The organism is Paenibacillus alkaliterrae (assembly GCF_021532375.1).
Taxonomy (GTDB): Bacteria; Bacillota; Bacilli; order Paenibacillales; family Paenibacillaceae; genus Pristimantibacillus; species Pristimantibacillus alkaliterrae.
In genome coordinates this window covers 37,462-62,141 of record NZ_JAKGAP010000034.1, presented here as the reverse complement: position 1 = coordinate 62,141, position 24,680 = coordinate 37,462, and the positions used below count along the sequence as shown (strand labels likewise).

Here is a 24,680-nt window from a genome sequence, read left to right as displayed (position 1 = left end):
TATTCCGCCTAAAACGCCGAATAAAAATGCGCACATTGAATCCTACCATGCCATCATTGAATTGGAATGTTACCAGCGCCATGAATTTGAGTCTTATCCACAGGCTCAATAAGGGTGTTTAACCGATGCATGGATGGCTAACGGGCAGGATACTTTCATTATGTGTAAAATAAAATAAAGGATACCCTGAGTATCGCAAAATGGCCAGATTGTGTCGGGGCTTTTGCTATATTTCGGACAACCCAAAAAGCCCTGTGATATCAGGGCTTTTTTGCTCTGTGCGCTGCCGCGATTTCGCCTATTGTATTTCCGCGTAGTAGCGCAAGTTTTCCGGTTTTCACTCGTGAGAAATGCGACCGGGGCTAGTACGATTAGAAAACAACGACTGAAAGTCGCACATTGAGGGGACTATTCCAGCCGGTATTCCCACGTACCAATACGATTCCGTCATCTTGGGGAACCACATTATGAACAGTCATAGTAGCAGATCCCTGAAACGGCTTAAGTGTACCGCCGATAAGACCAATTTCCGTGATCGATACAAACACCCTGCTTGACGAATTAACAACACCACGCAGGTTCAAGCTCCTCTGGAACAATCCTGCTTGGATGACTGTTTGAAAAATGAATGCAGTACCTGCTCGAGTTTTTACTCGACGAATAGGCTTCAGAGCTGTTTTATACTCTTTATACGCTACCTTTTTTCTCATCCAATCCACTCCTTTTATTGTGATAATATAAGAAATGCTAGATTAGATTAAATAGAAACGTACATTTGGAGTGGTAGTAATGACTATTTTAATCACCAGGCTGCCTATAACTAGGAAACGAAAAAGCCCCGCGACCGATGAATAATCCGGCTGATGACGCTATTCCTGTTTCAGGGTTAATCATCATTGCAGGTTTACTACTTACCCGTTTTTATTAGGTGGAGTTAATGCCCTTGCTCTATTTTCAAAAGAAACGAAGCTTTAAGTTAACGAGGAACGCTAGTTCAAAGCAGACAGATTAAAACCTCCCATTAGAAGCAAACAAGATTTAAGAGCTTCTAACGGAGGTTTTGTTACGAACTTAAGTGAGTTGTGGCGGTTGTATGAGGCTGACAAACGTATACAAGGATTTAGTCCGAAGAGACGTACCTGACTTCAAATCCATCTCTAAAATTAAGAGAACCAAAATTGGATAAGCGCATTCCTAAGTTTTTGATCGAGGAAGATGTTATTCACTTGAAGATCTCTTGTCAGTCACTAAGGGAAAGAGCGCTGCCTGAGTTTCGCTACTGTACCGGCTGTCGAGTTGGGTGGAGAAGATTAACATCGAGGATCTCAACTGGGAAAACTGCTCTGCAATAGTTAATGGTAAGGGTTCAAAGCAGAGAGAAGTTTACTTTACGACGGAGTGCAAAGTAGGGTTGAAGAAGTACCTGGCCAGCCGTGAAGACTCCTGTAAAGCGTTATTCGTAACCGATACCCATCCCCACTAAACGCATGACCATTCCTACGATCAGATGGGCATTGAAACGGCTTGCAGATCGAGGTGAAATCGAATACCCAGCACGACATGTTAACGCCAAGCGGCCATCCGATCCGCAGTACGTCCCCGAACAGCTTTCGATTGAACACATTCAAATCACGCCAGCCAATCGTACGTTCGAACGAGCCCATGAACATGATGAACAGAACGATAGTAGCCAGCAGGCGGCATACTACCGTGGAGACGGCAACGCCCATCAGGCCCCATTTTGGAAAGCCGAACGCTCCGAAAATAAACGCATAGTTGAGAAAAACATGCACGACGTTCATTCCGATCGCCGTATAAATCGGCCCCTTCGTGTTGCCTGTGTTGCGAATCGACGTGCTCAGCGCCGACATTAACGCGATCAGCACCATGCCTCCGCCGACAATCGAAATATACGTTTCCGCAAGCGGCAGCAAATGCTCCGGCAGCTGCAGCAAAGCCGCAATCTCGCCCGGCATCATATAAAGGATGATACTGAGCGCAATTCCGATCACCGCGCTCACATTTACCGCCATTATGGCGATTGTCCGCGCATCCTCGCTTTTGCGGGAGCCGAGCTTCTGGGCAATGAGAATGCCCGCGCCGCTGGCCACTGTGATAAATAGAGTCGTGAGCGCATGAAACAGCTGGTTAGAGAAGCCCACGACCGCAACCGCGTCGTCGGAAATCCGGCTAACCATCAGCGTATCCGCCGCCCCCAGCAAAAATTGCAAAAACAGTTCAATAAAGATGGGCCATGCGAGCACCCACAGCGAAAATCTTTTATCCGGTATTGCCATAATGATATCCCCTTCTGCGATCCCCTTATTTGGGACCAGTCCGATGTGAAAGCTGCAATCGTCATTCGGCTGAATGAGGTGAACTATATTTTTCGGATGGCCGCTACTCCTAATAAGATCAAAGGTAAAAGCAGTCCATAGGTGAGGGAATAAGGTGTCCAGATTTCTTTGACAAACGTAAGGAAATAGACAATATTAGGACTTGCCACAAGAGACAGTACCACTAAAATCATCCCTAACGGGAAGGTTACTACCCGGTAATCCCTTAGTTTCAGCGTTTGGGCAAGGCCTAAGGCCGAAGCATAAAAGCAAATCGTTAACTTGAAATAGATCGTTAAAAACCAAATCCCGGCCATGATGTTTTCAACTCGTTGCAAAAAATTCGCTATATTTACTTTTTTACTCAAAACAAAACTGGGATATATCTGTCTTGCTGCCAAATCGGAACCAAGAACAATAATTGTCAGCATCGTAATAACGATGATAACGATTCCTCCTATTAATGTTCCTACAAATAAAGCCTTTGCTGCCTCTTTGGTTTTATTGACATAAGGAAAAATCATTAAAAAAACAACGAGTTCTAAAAAAGGCAAGCCAAGAAATGGGAAAGCACCCCGCATTATAGGCTTTATTCCTTCTCCGAGAATCGGCTCCATTCTTTGAAAGTCAATTTCGGTAGTAAGTGCCATCACAAGAAAGAAGAGAAGGCCTATAATCCATGGGAAGAAAATCTCCGAGGCACGGGTGAGCGGTTCTAACCCAAGCCGCGTTCCCATCAGCACAACCCCTATAAATATAATATGGATCGATTGAATCGGGGTTTCCGGCATGATTTGCGTGGTCATAAAATCTCCGATTTCCCGCAGTAAAAGGGCAGCCAAAATAAAGAAATAACTCACGAATAGAAGAGAGACTATTTTTCCTGCCCATTTCCCCAGAATATGTTCACTATACTCGGCCAAGGTCATATCGGGGAATCGCGTTCCTAAAGTATTATAAAGCCATACAAAAACCATAGATACGCCTACCCCAAGTATCGCTGCGATCCACGCGTCTTGTTTGGCTTCGGAAGCAAGACCGGCAGGAGCCACCAAAATGGAGCTGCCAATCGTAAAAATGGTCACTAACACTGTAAATTGACGTACCCCGATTTTGCCGTCCTCCAGCATTCTTTCACCTTCTTCTCTATTTCAAAAAATGGAAAACAAAATCACTGAACGGTTTATACAGCATCGTTATGCCATCTACCGGATTGGGAATATCGATTTGCAGTCCCATTGCTATACTTAGCCCTACTGCCACAAGCATTAGAATAGAAAAGACCCAAAGTTCCTTCTTCATCTTTTGTTTCCGGAGAGTGGGGACTTCCAGCATAATCATCACGATGGCTGCAGCTAATATTCCTACAATTACTACCATAACCATTTACTCCTTCAATTCATTGAGGATGGAATTCCCTGCCGACCCGATACGCCGGATTTTTACATCGACCTTCACCTGTACCGAAAGATCCGCAAATTCCTGATCCCAGTTATTTTCTACCTTTTTCCAATACTGAGGATTCGAGCGACGAATGACTTCGCCAAATCCGAAAATATCCACCTTGTATTTTTTTTGAACTTTATGTACAGATGTTGCAATGATATCTTTAATGCTCTGTTCCCCCAACTTTTCCAATTCTTGAATCGTTTCATTCCTGGTTAAATCAATAGAGCATTCCACATCGCTTATATTTTCTTCCGTTCGAACGTCGATAACGATTTGAGGCCGGCCATTTACCACTTTTCCTTTAATCTCTGTTTTACTCCGAATGACTTCCAGTGCCAGTTTCCCTCTTTGGGGACAAATAACGTCATCTACGGTGCTTTGTACTTGATCGCGGATATAATTATACCCTTTGCTTTCTTTTTCGTTTAACCAGCCTGCCAATTGATCTTTTTTAAAGACGGCAAGGCCGGAATATTGCAATCGAACGGGTGAATCAATGGTTTCCACATTCTCTTTTCTTCCGCCTGTTTCAGAATCCCCTTTCACTTGAATACCAGTCAAGACAGGATGTTTCCCCTTGCTCACCAAGTCGGATAGAAGCTGATCCAAGGTGACCGTTGCAGAGGGCGCCCAGGCGTTAGCGGAGGCTTCAAGAGAAGAATACATCTTATTCGCCGGAATTTGTTCCAATGTAGTCAATACATGCAAGACATCTTCCGCTTTTTCTTCTTTCGCTACGACGATAAAAAAATCGGTTCGAATTTCAGCATCTCTAGATAAAAGATCCAACGCTTCTCCAAATCCTTCTTTAGCCAAGTCCTCCCCAATCACGACCATTCGGACATGGGCCCCATACAATTTTCTGGGGGAGACCGTCGTGATTTTTCGAATCGCCTCATGTATGGTATCTCCTCTCTTTTGGAAAGTGACGACGGGCGACCGGCCTCCCCCGCCTTCCTTCGCCGCGACTTGTCCGGGATTCACCACTTGAGCGGTCACCACAAATTGCTCACCCGCTTTATCTAATCCAAACGCCATAATAATCGCAAGCTCATTTAATTCTCTACGGTTCCAGCAACCTGTACTGATCACTAGAACAACGATCAGTATACAAAGCAACATGACTCTTCTCCTCATTGAGAATCCCCCTTCCTGAGTGAAGGTTTGGTCGTCGGAGGATTTTGCTCGCGGATCACGTTTTTTTGGCTGATTAGGCGCGGACGGGAAAACAATGCCCATTGCGGCAATCGAAATATCGTGTCCTTCTGGTCAGCCAATACGAAAGGAGCCATGGGCGCCATATAGGGTACACCGAAGGAACGCAAGCTGCACAAGTGAAGAACGAAGGCGATCAACCCTACGGTGATGCCGAATAAACCGAAAGAAGCGGCAAGCCCCATCAAAGCAAAACGCGAAATCCTGATCGAAATCCCCATATTAAAAGCAGGAACGGAGAAGTTGGCAATTGCGGTGATCGATACCACGATGACCATGGCAGCAGATACGATTCCCGCTTCAACCGCCGCTTGTCCAATGACCAAGGCTCCTACAATGGATACCGCTTGGCCGACTGCCCGAGGCATTCTCACCCCCGCTTCCCGTAAAATTTCAAAGGTCACTTCCATCATGAGCGCTTCCACAAAAGCAGGGAAAGGAACGCCTTCCCTTTGAGCCGCTAAACTTATCAGGAGGGAAGTAGGAAACATTTCCTGATGAAATGTCGTTATGGCGATATACAGCGAGGGTCCAAGGAGTCCGATAAACAAAGCCAGATAACGCAGCATACGAAGCAGACCGAAATCGGAACGTTGATAATAGTCCTCTGCGGATTGAAAATATTGAGTGAATAAAGCGGGCACCAAAAGAACAAAAGGGGTCCCGTCCACCAAAATGGCTACGCGTCCCTCCAGAAGTCCCGCAGCGATGACATCCGGCCGCTCCGTATTGTAAACCGTTGGAAAAGGGGTGTATGTCTCATCTTGAATCAATTCTTCAATATAGCCGCTTTCCAGAATCCCGTCGATATCAATGCGATCCAGCCGTGTCCGAACTTCTTCGACCACCTTGTCATTGACGATTCCATTCATATACATCATCGATACATTCGTTTTTGTCACACGACCCACGACTTTAGTTTCCATCCAAAGATTAGGATCTTTAATTTTCCGTCGAATAAGTGCTGTATTGGTACGTAAATTTTCTGAAAATCCCTCCCGCGGCCCTCGAACCACCGTTTGGGAAGTAGGCTCTTGTACACCGCGGTCTTCCCAACCTGCCGTACTCAATGCAAATCCTTGATTAAATCCATCCACCAAGATGAGAGTATCCCCCGATAAAAGAGAAGAGAAAAAAGCATCAAAATCGCTTACATCTTGAAGCGAACCGATCGTAAGGACCGATTCTTTCAAATGGATTAAGGGATTTCTTGAAAGCTTTTCTTCCATGTCGGTTTCTCGGATATCCAGCATCAGGGATTCCATGACGTAGCTTTGGATTGTCTTTGCATCGGCCAATCCATCGGTATAGAAAACGCCTGCCTTAATTTCCTGCTCTTTTCCAATCCGAATCTCACGAATGACGATATCGTTACTGTTTCCAAGAGTTTCTTTTACATGTTGAATATTGTCATCAAGACTTTTTTTTAACGACTCCGCTTTTTCAGGCCTCCCCATAACTCCCCCCCTCCTCCCTGCTCCAGCTTTTCAAAATCCATTATTGCCTCAGCCAAACTTTTATAAACTTAATCCATCATAGCGAGCCAAATGGGGCTCGAGAGCGGCGAGTTAATGGACAGGCTGCGAGCATGAAAAAACTGCCGAGAAGATCTCGGCAGTCTGAGATGTGGGACAGATTGAGATGAAGTCCACTCTACGAACAAGCGCGAATCGCGTTCAACAGCTGCTCCTCCGTAAAAGGCTTAGGCAATACCGCAAAAACCCCAAGCTCGTAAAACACATCCTTCACATGCTCCGCTTGTCCGGTACACAAAATAATGCAAGCATTTTGATCAAGGCTCCGGATTAATCGAGCGATCATATAGCCGTTTAATAGAGGCAATGAATAGTCCACAATCGTGATATCGGGACGCAGATGAATATACTTCTCTACCCCATCAACGCCATCTGAAGCTTCGCCAATCACTCTAAAGTTGTTTTTTTCAAGAAGCAGCTTCAACACCAATCGAACGTTAAGATAGTCTTCAATAAGAAGTACATTTCGCATCCCCAACACCCCTTATACACGGTTATTTGCTGAGCGAGGATCAAGCATTAGAAGTATTCATTCCCATGCAGGACACAGTGACTCTTGCCATTAAACAGGGGAGGCTATTGGTTTTTCGATAATAAATGTATGCGTTTTCAAAACAGGGTGTGCGGCTTTCTCTCCTATTAATAAAATGTAAATAATAATATCGTCCTATTTTAGTATATTTCACAACATGTAGAACGTACAACTCGAAAAAAAGCTAATTCTATCAATATCTGCTATGAAAGCGCTTTGAATCTCTTAAATGCTTGATGTAGCGCCTCCGGGTTTATTTTATTAAACTTTTTGAGAAAAAAATACCCCTCATTCGGGGCGCCAATCAAATGCTCTTAAGAGAATCGGTCTCTGTATTCCTGAGGGGTCATGCCGAACTTTTTTTTGAATGCATGGTTGAAGGAATGCGGACGCTGATAGCCGAGGCTTGCAGCGATTTCATAAATTTTGTCCGCGCTGTGCTTCAGAAGATACTCCGCCTTGTTCATGCGCACACGCTGCGCATAGTCGCTTAAATTTTCACCGGTTTCCAGCTTATACACCTTCGAAACATATACCGGATGAAGATACACATGATCGGCGATCGATTGCAAGGAGACATCCTGCTGGACGTTTTGTTCAATAAAAGCCTGGATTTCCCGGATCAGGGCCATCCTTGAATCCTTCGTCTCGCGGTCCATATCCTCGCGGATCCTGTGCAGCGTCCTGAGCGACCATTCGCGGAGCTGGTTCACGGAACGGAAAGGGAGACCTTCCGTCATTTTTCCGTACTCATTCCCGAGCAATTCCGATAAATGCCTTCCGTTTTTATGCGCGATATACGAATAGGCGGAGGCGATCGTGAAATAGATTTCAAGAAGATGCTCCTGCGAACCGGGTCGGGTATCCTCCATGTCCATATCGTCAAAGATCAGCCGAAGCTTCTCTGCGATGTCGCTCCACCTCGCCGCCTCCAGCAAATGAATCAATGCAGGCGGCTCGTAGAGGCTTTTCAGAGACCCAATCCCCTCTTCCGAACGATCGTCTTCCAGACGCATAAACAGCTCCCGTTCGCTTCCGATCCGTTTGCGGAATGCTCCGATCGAACGGCTGTACAGCGATGCCAAATCATAAGGAAACCGCCCGTCATGACAGACCATGACGGAAATTTTACCCTTCAGATACGTGCCCACCGCCGTTTGCAGGGCAGCCGCCGTACGCTCGAACCAGACCGTGTCGTTCTCCCCGGCCGCCTCCCGCTTCGCCGTCATCGCAAAAACGAGATAATCATGAGCGTCTTTGGCATACCAGATCGCATATCGCCCGCCGAACAACTCTTCGACCATATTGCCGATTGCATAGTCCTTCCAGGACAGATCTCGAAGATCGTACTGGAGAAAAAGCTCGTCCAAACGGACCACCATCAGCGAACAGAATTGCCATTCGTGGTCGGAAAGCTCCAGCATCTTCATTTTGTCATGCAGAGCGGTTGTCTCCCATCTTCGGCCCTGAAGCAGTTCCAGGAGCAAATTCGCCCTCAGCAAAGGGAGATTTTCCTTAAACGTATAGGTCAGCCTCTGATTGGAGACGACTTCCTCCCATTCCAATTCCAGCTTTGCAAGGACCCGCTCGACGGCGGCCAGCAATTCTTCTTCCTTTACCGGCTTCAGCAAGTAATCCTCGGTCTGGTACAGAATGGCCTTTTTAGCGTAATTGAAATCCGAATACCCGGACAATAATATGCATTTGGTTTTGGGCCAGAGCCGGCGGATTTCAGCGATCAATTGCAAGCCCGACATGCCTGGCATTTTAATATCGGTAATGACGATATCGATGGAAAATTGCCTGAGGAGCGCGAGGGCTTCGAGTCCGGAATAGGCTTTGAAAACCTGCTCTACGCCAATGGCCTTCCAGTCAATCGTGGTCGAGAAACGATCCACGACATGAGCCTCGTCATCCACGATCAATAGTTGGGTCATGATCTCCCTCCTCTAGCCTTGGTTTCGCAATGCTGCTCGTCCGGTTCCATGTCAGAACGGCTTCCAGCCCCCCGCCTGGCGCATGCCTGAACGATAATCCCGAGCCTTCACCGAATAGATATTGCAAACGCCGGTGTACGTTCCACGTCCCGCAACCGAGTTCATCGGTCATCGGTCCATTAAGTTGAATCGTCAGCCGGCGCAGCTCGGACTCAGACAGCCCCGAACCATTATCGGCTATGACGATCCGGTTCCGCCTTTCATTCTGCTCGCCAGTAATGGTAATGGTGCCGCCCGTCACCCGAGGCTCGATGCCATGGACGATGGCATTCTCCACCAGCGGCTGAAGAAGGAGGCGCGGGACAGGCTCATCCATCATGTCTTCCGGGACGGTTATCGCGAACGCCAGACGCTGCATCCTCAAATGATGAATATTCAGATAGTGACGCACCAAATCGAGCTCATCCCGAAGGGTAACCTGCTGGTTCTCAACCCTTGCGGTGTACCTGTAATACTCAGCCAAATTTTCGGCCATGGCAACTACCGCATCGCGATCCTCCAGCATGGCGGAATTAATGACAAAGAACAGCGAATTATACAGAAAATGCGGGTTTATCTGAGACTGAAGCTGCTTTAGCGTTGCCTCGCGGGACCGCAGCTTCTCCGTATAAACATCCTCGATCAAGACCTGAATCCGGCCGGCCATTTCATTGTAATGCCGGATTAAATCATCGAATTCGTTCTTCGCTTTATAATCGATACGCGAGGATAAATCCCCCCGGCTCATCCGCTTCACGCCTTTGATCATCGTTCGGATCGGAATCTGGACATTACGGTAAAGCAGAAACGAAGCGATAAGTCCGATCATAAGCAGAAAGGCGATTGAACCGTAGAACCAATTGCGTGCCGTTGTAATTGGGGACAAGATTCTTTGGACCGGAACATAATCTACCAGATACCAGCCCAGCTGGCGTGATTTCACATAACTGACCAAATACGATTGATCGTTGATAACAATCGTTTCCTGGCCTGCATCCGTCAAGGACCTATGCAACACATTCCGTATAATCGGCTCTTCGATCGACAAGTCAGGCGTGCTGTTCCGAATCGGCCGGTAATCCGGATGGTACAGGAATGGATCGCTCTGCTCGTCCTTTCGGTAAATGTCCAGCAGGTCGGTAATGGTCTCCACGGGAAAACGAACCTGAAATACCGCATCGGCTTGCAAGGCCGTTGCCGCATTGGCGGGTTCGCTGGTCTCCCGGATAAAGGTACCGACCGGAAATCCGCGGGAATGGTCCTCTTCGTAGGACCATGTCTTCCGGATGGGACCGTCCCACATCCACTCCCCCATACCGTTAACATAAATATTAGAGGACAGCACCCTCTTGCTCTCCGGCATCGCGATTGTCAAATCATTGGTCCAGCTGCTGGATACGCTTTGAAGACTTAATTTCTCCGTCATGCGGGATTGCGCCTTTAACGGATTGCCGGCCGCCTCGCCGGTACCCCCGATAAAATCCCGAATATGCGGATCGTAGCTTAATATAACCGGAAACAGGGACAAATTCTCAATATTTGAATCCATCCGGTTCAAGAAAAACGATAATTCGTTCAAATTGGACGAGCGGAGCTGCTCCTCCACCACGCTGCCCGCAATCCGGTTGGAGTAGCTGTACAAGAACAGAACGGGGATAAGCAGCAGAATGATCGTAATGATAATCTTATCGAATATCGATATCCTGTAACGTATGACGATCACCTTCTCATTCCGCTTCTTTATCCAATATCGCTTGCAGCGCGGCATTCGCTCTGTCCGCCGCCTGCTGAAGATCGGGATCGCCCGTCATTACGCGTTGAACGATTTCTCCGACCGTTTCCCTGGCCTCCGCCACGTTGATGACAGTCGGACGGTCGTGGTCGACACCGCCTATGCCGTATTGTTTGATGACCTCGACCATCTCTTTCGGGAACCCTGCCGTACCCTCGGACATGTTCCAAACGGAATAACGGGCACCCGGGTTGCCTTTGCGCTGCGTTTGGAGCACGATCTCTTTGCTTGTCGCCCAGCGTATAAACGCCCACGCCGCCGCTTTATCGACGGCTTTCGGATTCATGGCCAGTCCCCAGGATGTAATATTGTAAGTCCTCGAGCCGTTTCCGCCAGCGGGAAAGGAAGCGAATCCGATATGCTCGGCGATCGTCGAACGCGCCGGATCGCTTGCGCTTTTAAAGATCGAATTCGCATCCGTATAAAAGGCGGCTTTGCCTTCGGCAAAAAACGCGCTCGCTTGCGGCCAGGACATGTTGATTACGCCCGGAGGCCCATAATCTCTTAGAAGGCTTCCGTAAATGGTGAATGCTCTCATCGCTTCCGGCGTATTGATGGTCGCTTGTTGCCCGCTGGTGAAATCGCCGCCTTCGGAATAGAGAAAAGACGAAACCTGCGTGACCAAGGGAGAACGCTGTCCCCTTGCGACAAAGCCGTAAACCCCGTTGTCCGGATCATGCAGCAACCGGGCAGCGGATACAAGCTTGTCAATCGTATCCGGCACCGGGATTCCAGCCTTCTGCAGAAGATCTTTCCGGTAGTATAAGATTCCCTGCTCCATAATGACCGGAATACCGGCAAGTTTCCCGTCTACGGTTGCAGAGCGGATCGCTTCACTTGAAAAATCGCTGCGATCGTACTCAGCGTCCTGTCGAACATAGTCATCGAGCGGCTCCAGCCAACCGTTCTTATAAAACAGCTTCCCTTCCTGCAAAGGGCGATACATAAACACATCCGGCGTTTCGGCTCCCGTTGTCAGCTGAAGCGTAAGCTTCTGGGTCAACTGATCCTCGAAAAATCCTTGAATGATCACGTTCACGCCCGTTGCGGCTTCAAATTCGGGAAGGAGCGGCCTGATCGCATCCGCCCAAGGATGATTGGCCGTTACCAGTGTGATCGTTTTCCCTTGAAACGGCAGCGGCGACTCCCCCCTGTTATGCCCGGAATGAGAAATGCCTGCACACCCCGACGCCAAAACGGAAACCGATAGAGCCCAGATTCCCGCAAGCAGCCGCAGACTGCGAAACCGCTTCATAGACCTGACCTCCTTGTCGCGACCCGATCATAATAAAATAACTCGAACGCTTATTGTTCCATTATAACTAATAGTAAACATCATTAACCAATAGAAAAGCAAATAACGTTTAGCCCTTCACGGCGCCGGCCGCCAACCCGCTGACGACATAACGCTGCGCAAGCAGCGCGATTATGAGTACGGGAAGGGTGATGATGCATGCAGCCGCCATAAGCCCGCCCCAGTTGATTTCCGAATACGACATGAAATTGAATACCGCCACCGGAAGCGGCTTCGTCTTGTCACCGGCAAGAATGATGGAAAACATAAAGTTATTCCACGAGAAAATGAACGAAAGCAGTGACGACGTAATGATACCGGGTCCGGAAATCGGTAAAATAATTCGCATAAAAACTTGATGACGCGTACAACCGTCAATCAGACCCGATTCCTCGATTTCGGTCGGAAGCGCTTCGAAGAAGGAAATCATGATCCAAATAATGAATGGCAGCCCCACGAGCATATGACTGAGGATCAAAGACGTGTAGGAGTCGATCAGCTCAAGCTTCGAAAATAAGATAAACCAGGGAATCAGGAATGTGATCCCGGGAATAATCCGGGCTATGAGAATGACAAGCCCTAACTTGTGAAGCTTATGTCTGGCGATTGCGTAAGCCGCCGGCAGTCCGAGCAGCAGGGCGAACAGCGTCGATCCAAGCGCGACAACGAAACTGTTCAAGATGTATTTCAGAAAATCATATTCCTTGAATACATCCGAATAATTGTCCATCGTCGGCTTAAATACAAACAACTGCTCCGTCGACATGATTTGCCCCTGCGTTTTGAAAGAAGCAAGCAGCATCCAGAAGAAAGGAAAAGCAAATAAAAGCAGCACCGCAATAGTTAAAACGCCGAAAATCAGATTTGCCGTCTTCTTTTGCTTATTCATAACGCCCCTCCATTCTTTTGCGCATCAGGATCATAAATATCGTCAAGCCCATGACCAACGCGAAGAACAGGACCAGAAGCGAGGAAGCCATCCCCAGCTTAAAATATTGAAAACCTAATACATAACCGTAAATGTTCAACGTCTCGGTAGCCAGATTCGGTCCGCCCTGCGTTGTCGCATAAATAATATCGAAGGTTTTCAGCACGTCGATCAAGCGCAGCATCGCAGCAACCATAATCGTTGGCTTTAACAGCGGAAGCGTAATCGAAATGAACTTTCTCCATCTGCCGGCCCCGTCGACGTCAGCCGCTTCATAGGGGTCGGTCGGAATCGTAGCCAGCCCCGCCATAACAATAAGGGCGATCATCGGAGTCCACTGCCAGACATCAACGATAATGAGCGAGGAAATGGCCTGATTGGGGGAAGCAAGCCACAGCTGCGGCTTCAGTCCGACCGCTTCCAATATCATGTTGGCCGCGCCGATCGTCGGCTCATAAATCAATTGCCACACCAGCCCCATCGCGACCGGAGTCGCCACCATAGGCAGAAGGAAAACCGTTTTCACCATATTTTTGCCCCGGAAATCCCGAGTGAGCAGTAAGGCGATGGCAACCCCTAATACAACTTCAACGGCAAGCGCCGCAAACGTAAAATATAAAGTGGAGCGTACCGCTCCCCAGAATCGGCTATCGTTCAAAAGCGTAATATAGTTGTCCAATCCGACCCACTTTGGAGGCGTAATGGCGGACATACTCCACTCAAAGAAACTTATCCGTACGGTATACAGGATCGGAAATACCATCATAACTAACACGAATATCACCGCAGGCATCGTATAGATCCATTTCAAATTTCGATCAAACCAGTTGTACTGCATATGGAACTCCCCTTTCCTCCCAATTCGAAATGACAAATCAAAAGGGTCACGGAATGACCCTTTTGACCGTTAGGCCGTCTCGCCTTATTTTGTTTTTTCGCTGTCGATTATCTTTTGCAAAGCTTCATTAGCTTTATCGGCAACCGGTTGAATGTTCGTCTCGCCGGTCATGATCTGCTGAACGATCTCGCCTACCGCATCGCGCGCTTCACCGACGCTGATGACGGTCGGACGGTCATGGTCGACACCGCCCTTCACGCTTTCTTTGATGACATCTACCAGCTCGGACGGAAATCCGGTTGTCCCTTCAGGGTTATCCCAAACCGAAGAACGCGCTCCGGGATTGCCTGCTTGCTGGGTTTTCAGGACCAGCTCCTTGCCGGTCGCCCACTCGATGAATGCCCATGCCGCTTCCTTGTTGGCTGCGTTCGCATTCACGGCCAGTCCCCAAGAGGTAATGTTATACGGTTTGGAGCCGGCCGAGCCGGCCGGGAACGGTGCAAATCCGATTTTATCGGCAATTTGCGACTTTTCAGGGTCCGTTGCGTTCTTATAAATCGAGTTCGCGTCCGTATAGAAAGCTACCTTGCCTTGCGCGAAAATGCCGATCGCTTGCGGCCATGACATATTGAGTACGCCCGGAGGGCCGTAATCCTTCAATAAGGTACCATAGGTCGTAAAAGCTTTAATGGCTTCCGGCGTGTTAATCGTCGCCTTATCTCCGTTCGTGAAATCTCCGCCTTCGGAAAACAGGAACGAAGAGACTTGCGTGACAAGCGGCGAGCGCTGTCCTCTGGCTACGAAACCGTACATCTCTTTGCCGGGGTCATGAAGCTGTTTAACCGCGGCAACCAATTCATCCATCGTTTTCGGTACCGCGATCCCTGCCGCTTCCAGCAGATCCTTGCGGTAGTATAAGATTTGCTGCTCTGTAATGATTGGAATGCCGGCCACCTTACCGTCTACGGTCGCCGATCCGACAGCCGATTTGGACAAGTCCGCGAAATCGTATTCGGGGTCTTTATTCACGTATTCATCCAAAGGATGTACCCAGCCGTTTTTGAAAAACAGCTTGCCCTCCTGAAGCGGACGATACATGAACACATCCGGCGTATTGGAGCCCGTCGTGAACTGGACCGTAAGCTTCTGTGTCAGCTGATCTTCAAAATAACTTTCCACATTTACTTTCATCCCCGTCTCAGCCTCAAACTCGGGAATGAACGGTTTAATCGCATCTCCCCAAGGATGATTCGCCGTTACTAACGTAATACTTGTGCCTTCAAACGGTTTTGCGGCTGGCGCGGCGTTATTCACGTTATCCTCCGCCGTGTTCTCTTTGCCAGTTGCTGTGTTGCTAGTTTGTCCGCCGCCGTTTGAGCACGCTGCCAGCATCGTTGCAGCAAGCACGATGCTCAATCCCTGGCCTAACCAGCGTTTTCTGAACATTTTCATACTTAACCCTCCCGTATATACTTTCTTGTGCACGCTTTCAATACGAAGTATACAGATTCGCGGCGACGGATTATATAACGAAGACTAAACATCGATAACTACACTTCAAGGTATTTATTCGCATGTAAAACAAAACAGGGACCGTCCTCCCAGCAGCTTGCGCCGCTTGAGTGACAGTCCCCGTCCATCATCATGACTTTATGCAGTTCGCCCCATTTGATACTCGCTCACAAGCCCCATTTGGCACTGCCATTGCCCGGCAGCGAGTGATCCTTCACGCCAAGCGCACGCACCTCATCAAATATTAATGTCGTTAAATTCAGCACGCCGATCGCATTGTTTTCCTGCAAAGCCACATACGCGAACTTGCTGTCCGCCGATACCGAAATAAATTCCGGCTCCATATGCTCTGCCGTCGTAGACGGATTGCCCTCCGGCAGACCTGCAAACACGCGTACGCCATCCGGAATTTCCACGTCGCCGAAGCCCGCCGTCGTCACATCCGCATCCGTCAGCTCGCTAAGCATCTTCGTCACATCGATGATCGATACCGAGCCCTCCGGATCAATCGTATAATCCGCCGAAGGCTCGCCCTCATTTGCGACAAGCAGCTGCTTGCCGTCCGGCGTGAACGTCAGCATGTCAGGAAGCGCACCGACCGTTACCCAGCCAATCATCGTCCCGTTCAAATCCATAAACACGACCTTGCCGTTGTCCGTAAGCGGACTCGACGACACAGAAGCAGCAATGTAAGCGCCCGACGGATGTATCGCGACGCTCGTAATGCCATCCGGCACAAAGCCGGGAATCTTTAAAGAATCTATTCCAACCCGATCGAGCAGCTCGATCTCCTCTTCCTCGCCGAGCTTGGACATATCGAGAATATCGATCGCCTTCACTTCCGAGTTTGTAGAATAAGCGCGCTTGCCCTTCCAGTCGTAAGCCACAATTTCCGTACCGCCCTTATCGAAGCCGGCCAAGCTGTCGCAGGTTGCGATTTTATTCATTTTAAAAGTTGGGGCATCCGATTCCTCCACCGCAACCGCGCCGTATGGACCGATACAGGCGACCGTCAGTAATCCGGCCATAAGCCATTTCAGCGATTTTCGCACATGCTCCCGTCTAAAGCTCACATTGTTTCCCCCTGAGATCTGGAATGTACCCAGCGCTACATGCCGTACGCCTGGTCAAACTAAATGGTACAGAAGGAATATTATGTCCATGTATGGAATTGATATAGAATTTGTAAATCACAGAGTTAACTACCCATCATACGTTTCGGAAGCCTAAGGAAAGCATCGGGGTCGATAGGCGGGCTGAACAAATACCCCTGCATAATATCGCACTTCAATTCTTTCAGACACGCCAGCTGCTCCTCATCCTCTACGCCTTCGGCCACCACCTGCATATTCATATGATGCGCCAGAGTAATAATCGTTTGTACGAGATTGCGGTCATTCGTTTGATGCAAAATATCTTGAATAAAGGACCGGTCAATCTTCAGCTCGTCGATGGGCAGATGCTTTAAGTAGGCTAGAGAGCAATATCCGGTCCCAAAATCATCCATACTAATCCGTACGCCCAGCTCCTTCAACTCTCTCAACACATGAACCGTCGACTCAAAGTTGATGATGATGCTTTCCGTAATCTCAAGGAGCAGATGCTCCGGCCGAATGCCCGTATCCCGAATCGCTTGCTTCACGACCTGGACAAAATGCCGCTGGACGAATTGTCTCGATGAAATATTAACCGATACCGTGACGGGTGATCCCGACTGCTCCTGGAAAATTTTAATTTGCCGGCACGCTTCGACCAGCACCCATTCCCCGATCGGTACGATAACGCCCATCTCCTCGGCGACGGGAATGAATGCTGCGGGCGGAATATCGCCAAGCGCAGGGTGCTTCCATCTAAGCAGTGCCTCCACCCCAATAATGCCCGACGAGGACAATTGTACCTTCGGCTGATAAACCAGCGAGAGCTGCCCGTTCGCAATCGCGTGCGGAAGCTCCTTCTCGATAAGCACCTTGCGCCTCATATCCGTCAGTTGCTCCCGATTCGCAGCCTGATCATGCTCCCCAACTCCCGCCTGATTGAGCATAGAGTAAGCTAGACTTATAATCGTCTCTTCCTCTTCCGCATCGCCGGGGAAGCTTGCGCTGCCCATTCGAAAATCCAGCTTAATCTCATCCTCGCCAATCAGATACGGCTGAACGAGCCGTTCCTCAAGCCGAGCATAAAGCGCCACAACCCGTTGCTTATCGCAAGCCGGCAGCAACATTTTGAAATGGTCATCGCCTATTCTCGTAATCAGGCTATCCTCATGGAGAGCCTGCTTCAGCCGTCCTCCGATCTGCACAAGCAGCTCATTGCCGCTCTTTCTTCCGATCGTGCTTTTTATCCATTTGAACCGGTCAATCTGTATAATAAGCAGCGAAAAACCTCTGCCTTCATTAACATAGAGCGCGAGCTCATCAAATAATACGCGGGGATTGGGCAAACCGGTTAAATAATCGTGATTAGCGAGAAAATGAATCATTTGATCCGCATGCTTGCGGTCCGTCATATCGCGGAACACCGAGACCACCTCGATGCGATCCTTTTTCTTGAACGTTTTCGAATTCACCTCGACCGGGACAAGGGTGCCGTCCTTCTGGCGAATCTCGATTTCCTCCACCTGCGCCCCGTCCTTCACCAGCTTGAATATCGACGAGGCGCGCTCACCCGTACGCATATATTGGAAGGGAGAAATATGGCGAAGCTCCTCCTCCGTATAACCCGTCATACTCTGAAACAGGCCGTTCGAGCCTTTGAACGTTAGAGAGAAATAATCATCAATCGAGAACAAGGCAATACCGTCATTCGCATGCTCAAAAATATTACGAAAGTTTTCCTCGCTTCTTTGAGCCTTCTGCTTGGCCTCGAGAATTTGCCTCAAATAGCCCTTCATAAGCAAGTAGAGCAGAAACCCCGTAATGACGACATATAGTACTCCCTTAAGGGATCCCTGGAGATGAATCGTATGTTGAAGCGAGCGGCCAAGCCAATAATCCGTGAAAATAACCCAAAGAATGCCGCCAAGCATATACAGCCCTGCAATTTTTGATATGCTTAATCGCAATCTGGATCCCGGCTTCTGCTTGATCATATCGGAAATCCCCCCGTTCGCTAACATTTCTACAGAAGAGTATTCGACATCAATTTACATTTTCCTCCGAAGCTTAAGGAGACCTAATACGCACAAGCAGACCAAGATTCCGATACATCCCCCTGCAAAATCAAGCCAAACATCCGTCACATTACCCGTACGATGCCCGGAATTTAGCTGATTCCATTCATCCAGCGCCGGGACGGCAAGCCCCACGGCGAGCGTCACCGCAATCGCGCGCAGCCAGCGCCTCGGATTGAGCGAGCGCATGAGCATGAACAGAATCGCCGCAAGCACCGCATATACGAATAGATGCGCACCCTTGCGGAACAGAAACTCGATAAACTGGTACGGGTTCGTATGCGAATGGATCGTTCTGGTCCGGTACGTAATCGTCATATCCGGCAGCCAGCTGATGAGCTGATGGAATTCAAAAGTTTTGAACAGAAACGGCTGAATGCTCTGCTGCTCATACGATTGGGACGATAAAAAAAACAAAAACATAAGCCACGCCGCAAATAAAACTCCCCATATCAGGGAGGGAAAGGCTCTGATCGATTTTTTCGCTATGGTAAGCACCTCCAATAGAAACACTGCTCTATCTATCATACTTGAAAATAAGAGACAAGCAAAACGCAGCGCTCACACTTAACACACTTAACTGAAAAAAAAATCCACTAACCTCATTCAAGCTCCTCTCGCACCTCGTTTGGCGCGCTATACTGGATTTGTACAGTAACTTTGCCCCATTTCACCCCATCTGGAGCTCTATGTTGGATTTGTCCAGTAACTGTACCCTCTCAAGCCCCATTAGCCCTGAGGCCAGTTGAGGCAGGTACGGACACATTAGAGCTACTTTTTAGATCTATTATTGCAGGATTGGTTAGTTTGGGGAAATTAGAGCTAGTTTCTAGATCTATTTCGGAGAAGCGGCCCACAAGAGTCCAGTTGGAGCATGCACGGAGATTTTAGATCTAGTATTGCATGCATTAATGAGGTACTGGTAAATATATAATATTTTGGTATAAATAACACAATGACATACGACTTTAGTCATATGTTTACAATACAAAAGTCCCTATCATAACTAGTCAATAAGCACAAAGTTTGGTATTGTTATAAAAGAATAATAGCGAGGTGATAACCATGTCCGGCTATCTTATGTTTACGGAGCTGTCAACGCCATTGAAGTTTTTTGGCATTCGAATATTCAAAGACGAGAACGGAAGGTACTGGTACAAATATAAGAAAAACAAAAGGAAACGCATGTTTTGATCTTTAACTCCTCAGACTCTCATCGATTGCACTTCCTGCCGTAAACTTCACAGCCGACAAAAAAATGCCTTCAGAACACGCAGCCCCGTTAAACAGGATTACGCTTGCTGAAGGCATCAGTTACCCTCGATATCAACACACTCAAACTCGAATTTGCAATTTCTCTTGTAGCGCAGACAATCATAGCAGTTGAGCACGCGGTCCAGCTGCTGGCTGGCATCGATGACTTCTTCTGTTTGATACGAGCCGCTCTTCATAAATTTCTCTATCATTTGTTTTCGAAGATTCTCTATTTTTTGTTGTAATTCCGTGATATGCATAAAGAGCTCTCCTAACAAATCATAGTGTCGGACACACCTCTACTTTATGAAGGTATAGTAAACATTAATGGTATTCTACAAAAAATTACAATTTCCTGCTTAACAGTAACAGATTATTGCATTTAAGTAGGTTAAAAGACCTTGAAAGGGATTTCATTCCATTCAAAGCATTCTTTCGCTCTCTAGCCCAATCCAAAAAAACCTTCTCCTCATACTATAATGCCACGACAACTACGTGTTTGGGGGAAATGAAAGCATGGACGTATTCCTTGATGATAAAAGGCGCTGCCCTCCAGGATTTTGTTTGGTAAGGACAGCGAAGGATTGTATTGCGCTCTTAAAAACAAATACAATTGCTACGCTCTCACTGGATTACAACTTAGGTTATGGAAAGCCAACCGGATACGAAGTAGCCAAATATATGACTGCGAATAACGTATATGCCGATAAAATAATTATTCATAGCGCCGATTCATTAGGAAGGCACCGGATGTTTAGATTGCTTCAGAAGCATAAGCCAGAGCATGTACTCATTTATATCCGTCCCGCCATTAAATGAATACGACCATATAATGGAAATGCTGCGTGAATGAACGAATTCCAGCTTTCTCATTTAGAGAGATCGTTAATAAATCTAGTGTATGCTTCAGAAAAACCATAGGGCGGCAATTTCCTGTTTTTACTGGTCATAAGTGTCCATATGGAGTTAGCCTCAGCATCGTCAATTATCCCATGGTTATGAGCTATACAAAGAATATCATCAGTTGAAATAAGTCCTAAATCGTTGTCTGAACAATATTGCTTAACATCCCTTAAATTGTTGCTTGCTACCGTGCCTCCTCGAAATCTCGCCCAAGAGATAACAGCTGCTTCACCTTTTCCTAATGGTTTATGACCGTTAGCCGATGTTAACCGAATAAATTCATTACCCTCATCTGTTCCCAAGATTATATCAATCTTATGTATTCTATTGACTGCAATCTCAGCGCTTAATAATTCTGGGATCCATTTATGATGTGAGAATCTACTCAATCTATTAAGTTCATCTTCCACTTGACTAGGAATAAAGATTTGTCCGGCATAAAGTTGATATAATATGTCTAATTTATTAGCCCATAAAAATGAGCTGATGCAGTCAGTGTCAAACAGAAAGGGAGAAATACTCGATACTGATCTCAAAGTAAGTCACCCTCCTCATTCTCTTCACCAAATATGATGTCAGCAAACCCACCCTCTAACAATAGCTCCTCATACTTCCCTTCCGAGATGAGTTCTCTTTCCAGGGCTTTTAAGGCTTTTTCAGCATATTCCGATATTATTTTTCTTTCATTTGTAGGTTTGTATAAACTGACGTCAAATCCGCTTCTCAATGCTCGATCGATGACCCCTGACCTATAACGATCAATTTGATCCGGGGTTAAAAGTTCCATTTGTCTTAATCTATTCATCATCGTCTGATGGCTAATTCCAAAATGCTGCTCCAATTCAATTACATCATTATAATTCAAGTTACCTGCGTCTTGGCCTAAACGATGAATATGATGGTGAATAGCCTCATCTGGAGCGAGCAAGTACGCAGCAAACATGTCTGCTTTGAACTCAGATTGAGAACGTTTGTCAAATTTTCCGACGGAGCAAGCACGTCCAGGGAGGTCTGGATCAAATTTAATATGATAAAATTCGTGAGCCGCAGTAAATACTTGATGACCTTTACTCCTTGCAGAGTTTATAAACACCAGTTCACTTGAGCCTTTCCTTAGAAAAAAACCGGAAATGTCACTCTCGATTGGTTCAATAATGACATTTATTTTTGATTCATGATAAATCTTCATGACTTCAATAGGACTAAACAAACTTATTCCAAAATCCTTTCTTACCTCAGCAGCTTGCTTGCGGCAAACAGAAATCCAATTATCAACCGTCATGATTCAGACCTTCCGTTCAGCACTTTATTTAACCAGTTTAGATTATGGAGAAATTCATTGGCCCTTGCCAATACATCTAAATCAGTTTCACTTAATCCGTTTGATCGAAAAGCAAGAGCAACCGTACTATCATCTTGAGATTCGTTTGATAAAAAATGCTCAACTGGGAAACCGTATAGGTTAGATAACTTGTTTAATGTAAGTAAGTCAATTTGTCTCGTACCATTTTCATAATAAGATATTAACTCTCTCGCTATTCCAAGATATTGAGCTGCCTTACTCTGGGTTAAATCACATGATTCCCTTGCTGTTCTTAACTTTGCACCTAGATCTTTATACAATGTAGTCGACATAGAACATTCTCCTTTCGTACTCCCCTTTGTCTATCATACTCAAATTGTAACACATGTGTTACAAAAATCAATGCAGTCAATTGTCGGCAATTCACGATTTCCCTTCTCATCCGTCATCCAGAACTCGTCGATTCCTACGGATCTTGATTCATATTATTCCTCGCCTTCTTAAACCAGTTGCTTCATACTGATCCGATCAAAGATCCTTCAAACATTTTCTTCACGATGACCTTTTTGGCAGCCTTAAGGCTTGTCCCTGCTCCAGTAACTCCGCCGACATTCATAGCAGAGATGGTATCACCGGCTTCAAGCTTGGAGCCCCGGCATACCGAGTTGTCCAAGATGAATATAATATTCCCCGCTGAATAGAGATCGCATTGGATAACTCCCTCTTTCCGAATAAAGATATCGCCATTTGATTTGAATATGGATTTTTGGCCTTGATTGATTTGAATCTCAACATGAGATTCTTGGCTTAATGCGACGAACATGAAGGCTTCCCTCAAGATGCGCAAGAAATCCTCCATTCTATGGCCTGTCATCATCTCTATCATTTTTGCCGGCTGCAGGAATAACTCCAAATAATGCTTGAGCTGTATCAATTCTTCTTTGTGGTAAGACTGTATGCCTGCAACGACACCTAACAATTCCTTCACCACATCTCCGGCTTGCTGATATTTACTTTCCATAAGCAGCACCAGCACTTGTCCGTACCGAACCTGCATGTTTTTCTTGCCAATCTCATGAAGCAGCATTTTTGCGCTTTGCATCATCTTCTCGAAGATATCAATCAATTGCTTCGAGCTGTTATAGAGCCTGTTATACAGCATGCCGAAATAACCCGAATACAGATTGCTTCCAATCACATTTCCCTTGACCGCAATACTGCCCGTCGCAGTTAAGGTTGCATTAAACACGCTGCCGGATACATAGATGTTCCCCAGAGACTCAATAATCATATTGTCCGTGACGTCCCCATAGACGATGACATCGCCGGCAAAAACGATATTGCCTGTTTTCAAATCGACATTACTCGGTACAATATAGGCGGTGTTAATGTCAAAGTACTTGATTTGATGGCCTGTAACGCGGGGTCTGCCTTCTTTCCGCGCAATGACAAGGAAATCCTGGGTAATCTCGACATGTTTTTTCCCTGCTATACGAATGTCCTTTACCGGATCGGAGAACAAGACTCTGCCAAATACATCATATCCCGCTTGCCCTTCCACAGGGGGCGTTTTCTTGGCAATGACATCTCCTCTCCTGACGGAAGGAATATTCATATGATTTTTATAGTCAATAACACCGCTGACCTCTGTAAAAATGCTCTCGATATTTCCCGAGAAGAACAAATCCAGCTCGGCATCCTTTCCCTGCACCGGAGCCTTGCCTTTGGCGATTAGCTTCGGCAGATAGGAAGGTCGAACGATTTCGGCCTGAATGGCCGCCACATTAAGATTCATCTTAATGTTCCTATTTTCAACTTCCGCAAGAATATCCTGCAAATCCAACGTTTCCAGAATAATCGATGAATCCTCCTCCGCCGTGAGCGTTACACGCAAGGAGGGACTCTTATCTGCTAATACCCAGGCATTTCTCCGTGTGCGGTTAATGGTCAAATATGATTCCAAATGGTCATCCGATACTGATATACGTACGCAGCAGGGGGACAACCTTCTCTCTAAAGCTTAGGAAAAACGAAGGATCACGGAACATTTCTGTATCTTCTTAACAAAGCTTGCAGAATGGAATCATTGCTTAGAATACGAATCTCATAATCCACGATATGGAATAAATCACGATCTATGCCTATAAAAGTAATGGCGAGCCTCGGAAATACATCCCGCAACATATTTGATAACCATAATAAAGAGTATTCACCTTTATTCTTACCGCTAGAAAAATAAGTGTTGAATAAATCAATAATTCTATTCTCTGCTTGTTCAGAGTGAGTATTATGTATGGCTTCAGCTAATGGGTGGATCGTGCGAAAGGAACGGATTGCACATCCTTTGTACTTGGTTAAAGAACGTTGCTTTGGAGAATACATCTCGTAGAAGTATTTCACAAAAGTTGTTTCATCGATCAAAATTATTTTTTCAAACTGCTTCAAATAGCCGGCATATCGTTCCTCAGTATCTTCATAGAATCTTAGCTCGTCAAGTATCGTATTGGTTATAATAATGGGGTGAGTTCCGACAAACTCCCTGTGCAGTTGCAGACCATTGCGAAAAAAAACCAACTCATGCTTTGATATAGCCGCTGTATCATACAGGCAGGCTTTCGGTATGGTTTCAAGGGTATCCATGATC

22 protein-coding genes and 1 pseudogene are annotated in these 24,680 nt (G+C 46.8%); 1 reads left to right on the top strand and 22 read right to left on the bottom strand.

The annotated features are described in order from the left end of the window. Positions 1 to 371: 371 nt before the first annotated feature. From L1N85_RS15375 to L1N85_RS15295, 17 genes and pseudogenes are all read right to left on the bottom strand, one after another. Entirely contained in the window at positions 372 to 710 is a 339-nt protein-coding gene (locus L1N85_RS15375) for a hypothetical protein (protein ID WP_235239961.1), read from the bottom strand. An 834-nt stretch (positions 711 to 1,544) separates the two neighbouring features. After that, positions 1,545 to 2,297 (bottom strand): annotated as a pseudogene (locus L1N85_RS15370) (MATE family efflux transporter); the annotation flags it as partial. Between the two features lie 83 nt (positions 2,298 to 2,380). Then, positions 2,381 to 3,466, bottom strand: a complete 1,086-nt coding sequence (locus L1N85_RS15365; RefSeq protein ID WP_235239960.1) for a GerAB/ArcD/ProY family transporter — start codon at positions 3,464 to 3,466, stop codon at positions 2,381 to 2,383. A 16-nt stretch (positions 3,467 to 3,482) separates the two neighbouring features. After that, positions 3,483 to 3,716 carry a hypothetical protein gene (locus L1N85_RS15360; RefSeq protein ID WP_235239959.1) on the bottom strand — a complete coding sequence of 78 codons (234 nt, stop codon included), beginning with the start codon at positions 3,714 to 3,716 and terminating at the stop codon, positions 3,483 to 3,485. A 6-nt stretch (positions 3,717 to 3,722) separates the two neighbouring features. Continuing rightward, on the bottom strand, positions 3,723 to 5,024 hold the full coding sequence (locus tag L1N85_RS15355) for a Ger(x)C family spore germination protein (RefSeq protein ID WP_328285220.1): 1,302 nt from the start codon (positions 5,022 to 5,024) through the stop codon (positions 3,723 to 3,725). After that, on the bottom strand, positions 4,919 to 6,457 hold the full coding sequence (locus L1N85_RS15350) for a spore germination protein (protein WP_235239958.1): 1,539 nt from the start codon (positions 6,455 to 6,457) through the stop codon (positions 4,919 to 4,921). Before L1N85_RS15350 ends, L1N85_RS15355 begins: the two co-directional genes overlap by 106 nt. A 196-nt stretch (positions 6,458 to 6,653) precedes the next feature. Then, on the bottom strand, positions 6,654 to 7,007 hold the full coding sequence (locus L1N85_RS15345; protein ID WP_235239957.1) for a response regulator: 354 nt from the start codon (positions 7,005 to 7,007) through the stop codon (positions 6,654 to 6,656). Between the two features lie 374 nt (positions 7,008 to 7,381). Then, the gene (locus tag L1N85_RS15340) at positions 7,382 to 9,004 is read right to left on the bottom strand and encodes a response regulator (protein WP_235239956.1); all 1,623 of its coding nucleotides are present in this window, start codon (positions 9,002 to 9,004) and stop codon (positions 7,382 to 7,384) included. Then, complete coding sequence (locus L1N85_RS15335) at positions 8,979 to 10,811, bottom strand: sensor histidine kinase (protein ID WP_235239955.1); 1,833 nt, start codon at positions 10,809 to 10,811, stop codon at positions 8,979 to 8,981. The genes L1N85_RS15340 and L1N85_RS15335 overlap by 26 nt, the downstream gene beginning before the upstream one ends. Next, the gene (locus L1N85_RS15330; RefSeq protein WP_235239954.1) at positions 10,771 to 12,090 is read right to left on the bottom strand and encodes an ABC transporter substrate-binding protein; all 1,320 of its coding nucleotides are present in this window, start codon (positions 12,088 to 12,090) and stop codon (positions 10,771 to 10,773) included. The genes L1N85_RS15335 and L1N85_RS15330 overlap by 41 nt, the downstream gene beginning before the upstream one ends. A gap of 109 nt (positions 12,091 to 12,199) precedes the next feature. Continuing rightward, entirely contained in the window at positions 12,200 to 13,018 is an 819-nt protein-coding gene (locus L1N85_RS15325; RefSeq protein WP_235239953.1) for a carbohydrate ABC transporter permease, read from the bottom strand. Continuing rightward, on the bottom strand, positions 13,011 to 13,895 hold the full coding sequence (locus L1N85_RS15320; protein WP_235239952.1) for a carbohydrate ABC transporter permease: 885 nt from the start codon (positions 13,893 to 13,895) through the stop codon (positions 13,011 to 13,013). The genes L1N85_RS15325 and L1N85_RS15320 overlap by 8 nt, the downstream gene beginning before the upstream one ends. An 84-nt stretch (positions 13,896 to 13,979) precedes the next feature. Next, entirely contained in the window at positions 13,980 to 15,347 is a 1,368-nt protein-coding gene (locus L1N85_RS15315; RefSeq protein WP_235239951.1) for an ABC transporter substrate-binding protein, read from the bottom strand. A 227-nt stretch (positions 15,348 to 15,574) separates the two neighbouring features. After that, positions 15,575 to 16,480: a choice-of-anchor I domain-containing protein gene (locus L1N85_RS15310; protein WP_235239950.1), complete on the bottom strand. Its 906-nt coding sequence runs from the start codon at positions 16,478 to 16,480 to the stop codon at positions 15,575 to 15,577. Between the two features lie 125 nt (positions 16,481 to 16,605). Then, a complete protein-coding gene (locus L1N85_RS15305; RefSeq protein WP_235239949.1) occupies positions 16,606 to 18,495 on the bottom strand; it encodes a putative bifunctional diguanylate cyclase/phosphodiesterase in 1,890 nt (629 codons plus the stop codon). A 54-nt stretch (positions 18,496 to 18,549) separates the two neighbouring features. After that, on the bottom strand, positions 18,550 to 19,074 hold the full coding sequence (locus L1N85_RS15300; protein ID WP_235239964.1) for a VanZ family protein: 525 nt from the start codon (positions 19,072 to 19,074) through the stop codon (positions 18,550 to 18,552). Positions 19,075 to 19,886: 812 nt separating this feature from the next. Continuing rightward, entirely contained in the window at positions 19,887 to 20,090 is a 204-nt protein-coding gene (locus L1N85_RS15295) for an aspartyl-phosphate phosphatase Spo0E family protein (protein WP_235239948.1), read from the bottom strand. A 256-nt stretch (positions 20,091 to 20,346) separates the two neighbouring features. Between L1N85_RS15295 and L1N85_RS27945 the strand changes: the two genes are divergently transcribed. Beyond that, entirely contained in the window at positions 20,347 to 20,649 is a 303-nt protein-coding gene (locus L1N85_RS27945) for a cyclic-phosphate processing receiver domain-containing protein (RefSeq protein WP_407946439.1), read from the top strand. Between the two features lie 50 nt (positions 20,650 to 20,699). Here the strand turns inward: L1N85_RS27945 and L1N85_RS15290 are convergent, their stop codons facing one another. The 5 genes from L1N85_RS15290 to L1N85_RS15270 all read right to left on the bottom strand — a co-directional run bounded on the left by L1N85_RS15290 (position 20,700) and on the right by L1N85_RS15270 (position 24,676). Then, the gene (locus L1N85_RS15290; RefSeq protein ID WP_235239947.1) at positions 20,700 to 21,269 is read right to left on the bottom strand and encodes a hypothetical protein; all 570 of its coding nucleotides are present in this window, start codon (positions 21,267 to 21,269) and stop codon (positions 20,700 to 20,702) included. Next, positions 21,266 to 22,015, bottom strand: coding sequence for an ImmA/IrrE family metallo-endopeptidase (locus L1N85_RS15285; RefSeq protein WP_235239946.1), 750 nt, complete (start codon positions 22,013 to 22,015; stop codon positions 21,266 to 21,268). The genes L1N85_RS15290 and L1N85_RS15285 overlap by 4 nt, the downstream gene beginning before the upstream one ends. Beyond that, the gene (locus tag L1N85_RS15280; protein WP_235239945.1) at positions 22,012 to 22,368 is read right to left on the bottom strand and encodes a helix-turn-helix domain-containing protein; all 357 of its coding nucleotides are present in this window, start codon (positions 22,366 to 22,368) and stop codon (positions 22,012 to 22,014) included. The genes L1N85_RS15285 and L1N85_RS15280 overlap by 4 nt, the downstream gene beginning before the upstream one ends. A 182-nt stretch (positions 22,369 to 22,550) precedes the next feature. Then, the gene (locus L1N85_RS15275; RefSeq protein WP_235239963.1) at positions 22,551 to 23,987 is read right to left on the bottom strand and encodes a FapA family protein; all 1,437 of its coding nucleotides are present in this window, start codon (positions 23,985 to 23,987) and stop codon (positions 22,551 to 22,553) included. 86 nt (positions 23,988 to 24,073) lie between these two features. Continuing rightward, complete coding sequence (locus L1N85_RS15270) at positions 24,074 to 24,676, bottom strand: hypothetical protein (RefSeq protein WP_235239944.1); 603 nt, start codon at positions 24,674 to 24,676, stop codon at positions 24,074 to 24,076. Positions 24,677 to 24,680: the final 4 nt, after the last annotated feature.

Coding starts and splice junctions, on each gene's coding strand:
- L1N85_RS15280 (WP_235239945.1), bottom strand. CDS start 22,368: ATGTCGACTACATTGTATAAAGATCTAGGTGCAAAGTTAAGAACAGCA.
- L1N85_RS15375 (WP_235239961.1), bottom strand. CDS start 710: ATGAGAAAAAAGGTAGCGTATAAAGAGTATAAAACAGCTCTGAAGCCT.
- L1N85_RS15350 (WP_235239958.1), bottom strand. CDS start 6,457: ATGGGGAGGCCTGAAAAAGCGGAGTCGTTAAAAAAAAGTCTTGATGAC.
- L1N85_RS15270 (WP_235239944.1), bottom strand. CDS start 24,676: ATGGATACCCTTGAAACCATACCGAAAGCCTGCCTGTATGATACAGCG.
- L1N85_RS15365 (WP_235239960.1), bottom strand. CDS start 3,466: ATGCTGGAGGACGGCAAAATCGGGGTACGTCAATTTACAGTGTTAGTG.
- L1N85_RS15315 (WP_235239951.1), bottom strand. CDS start 15,347: ATGAAAATGTTCAGAAAACGCTGGTTAGGCCAGGGATTGAGCATCGTG.
- L1N85_RS27945 (WP_407946439.1), top strand. CDS start 20,347: ATGGACGTATTCCTTGATGATAAAAGGCGCTGCCCTCCAGGATTTTGT.
- L1N85_RS15295 (WP_235239948.1), bottom strand. CDS start 20,090: ATGCATATCACGGAATTACAACAAAAAATAGAGAATCTTCGAAAACAA.
- L1N85_RS15340 (WP_235239956.1), bottom strand. CDS start 9,004: ATGACCCAACTATTGATCGTGGATGACGAGGCTCATGTCGTGGATCGT.
- L1N85_RS15320 (WP_235239952.1), bottom strand. CDS start 13,895: ATGCAGTACAACTGGTTTGATCGAAATTTGAAATGGATCTATACGATG.
- L1N85_RS15305 (WP_235239949.1), bottom strand. CDS start 18,495: ATGATCAAGCAGAAGCCGGGATCCAGATTGCGATTAAGCATATCAAAA.
- L1N85_RS15330 (WP_235239954.1), bottom strand. CDS start 12,090: ATGAAGCGGTTTCGCAGTCTGCGGCTGCTTGCGGGAATCTGGGCTCTA.
- L1N85_RS15335 (WP_235239955.1), bottom strand. CDS start 10,811: ATGCCGCGCTGCAAGCGATATTGGATAAAGAAGCGGAATGAGAAGGTG.
- L1N85_RS15355 (WP_328285220.1), bottom strand. CDS start 5,024: ATGGGCATTGTTTTCCCGTCCGCGCCTAATCAGCCAAAAAAACGTGAT.
- L1N85_RS15360 (WP_235239959.1), bottom strand. CDS start 3,716: ATGGTAGTAATTGTAGGAATATTAGCTGCAGCCATCGTGATGATTATG.
- L1N85_RS15325 (WP_235239953.1), bottom strand. CDS start 13,018: ATGAATAAGCAAAAGAAGACGGCAAATCTGATTTTCGGCGTTTTAACT.
- L1N85_RS15345 (WP_235239957.1), bottom strand. CDS start 7,007: ATGCGAAATGTACTTCTTATTGAAGACTATCTTAACGTTCGATTGGTG.
- L1N85_RS15285 (WP_235239946.1), bottom strand. CDS start 22,015: ATGACGGTTGATAATTGGATTTCTGTTTGCCGCAAGCAAGCTGCTGAG.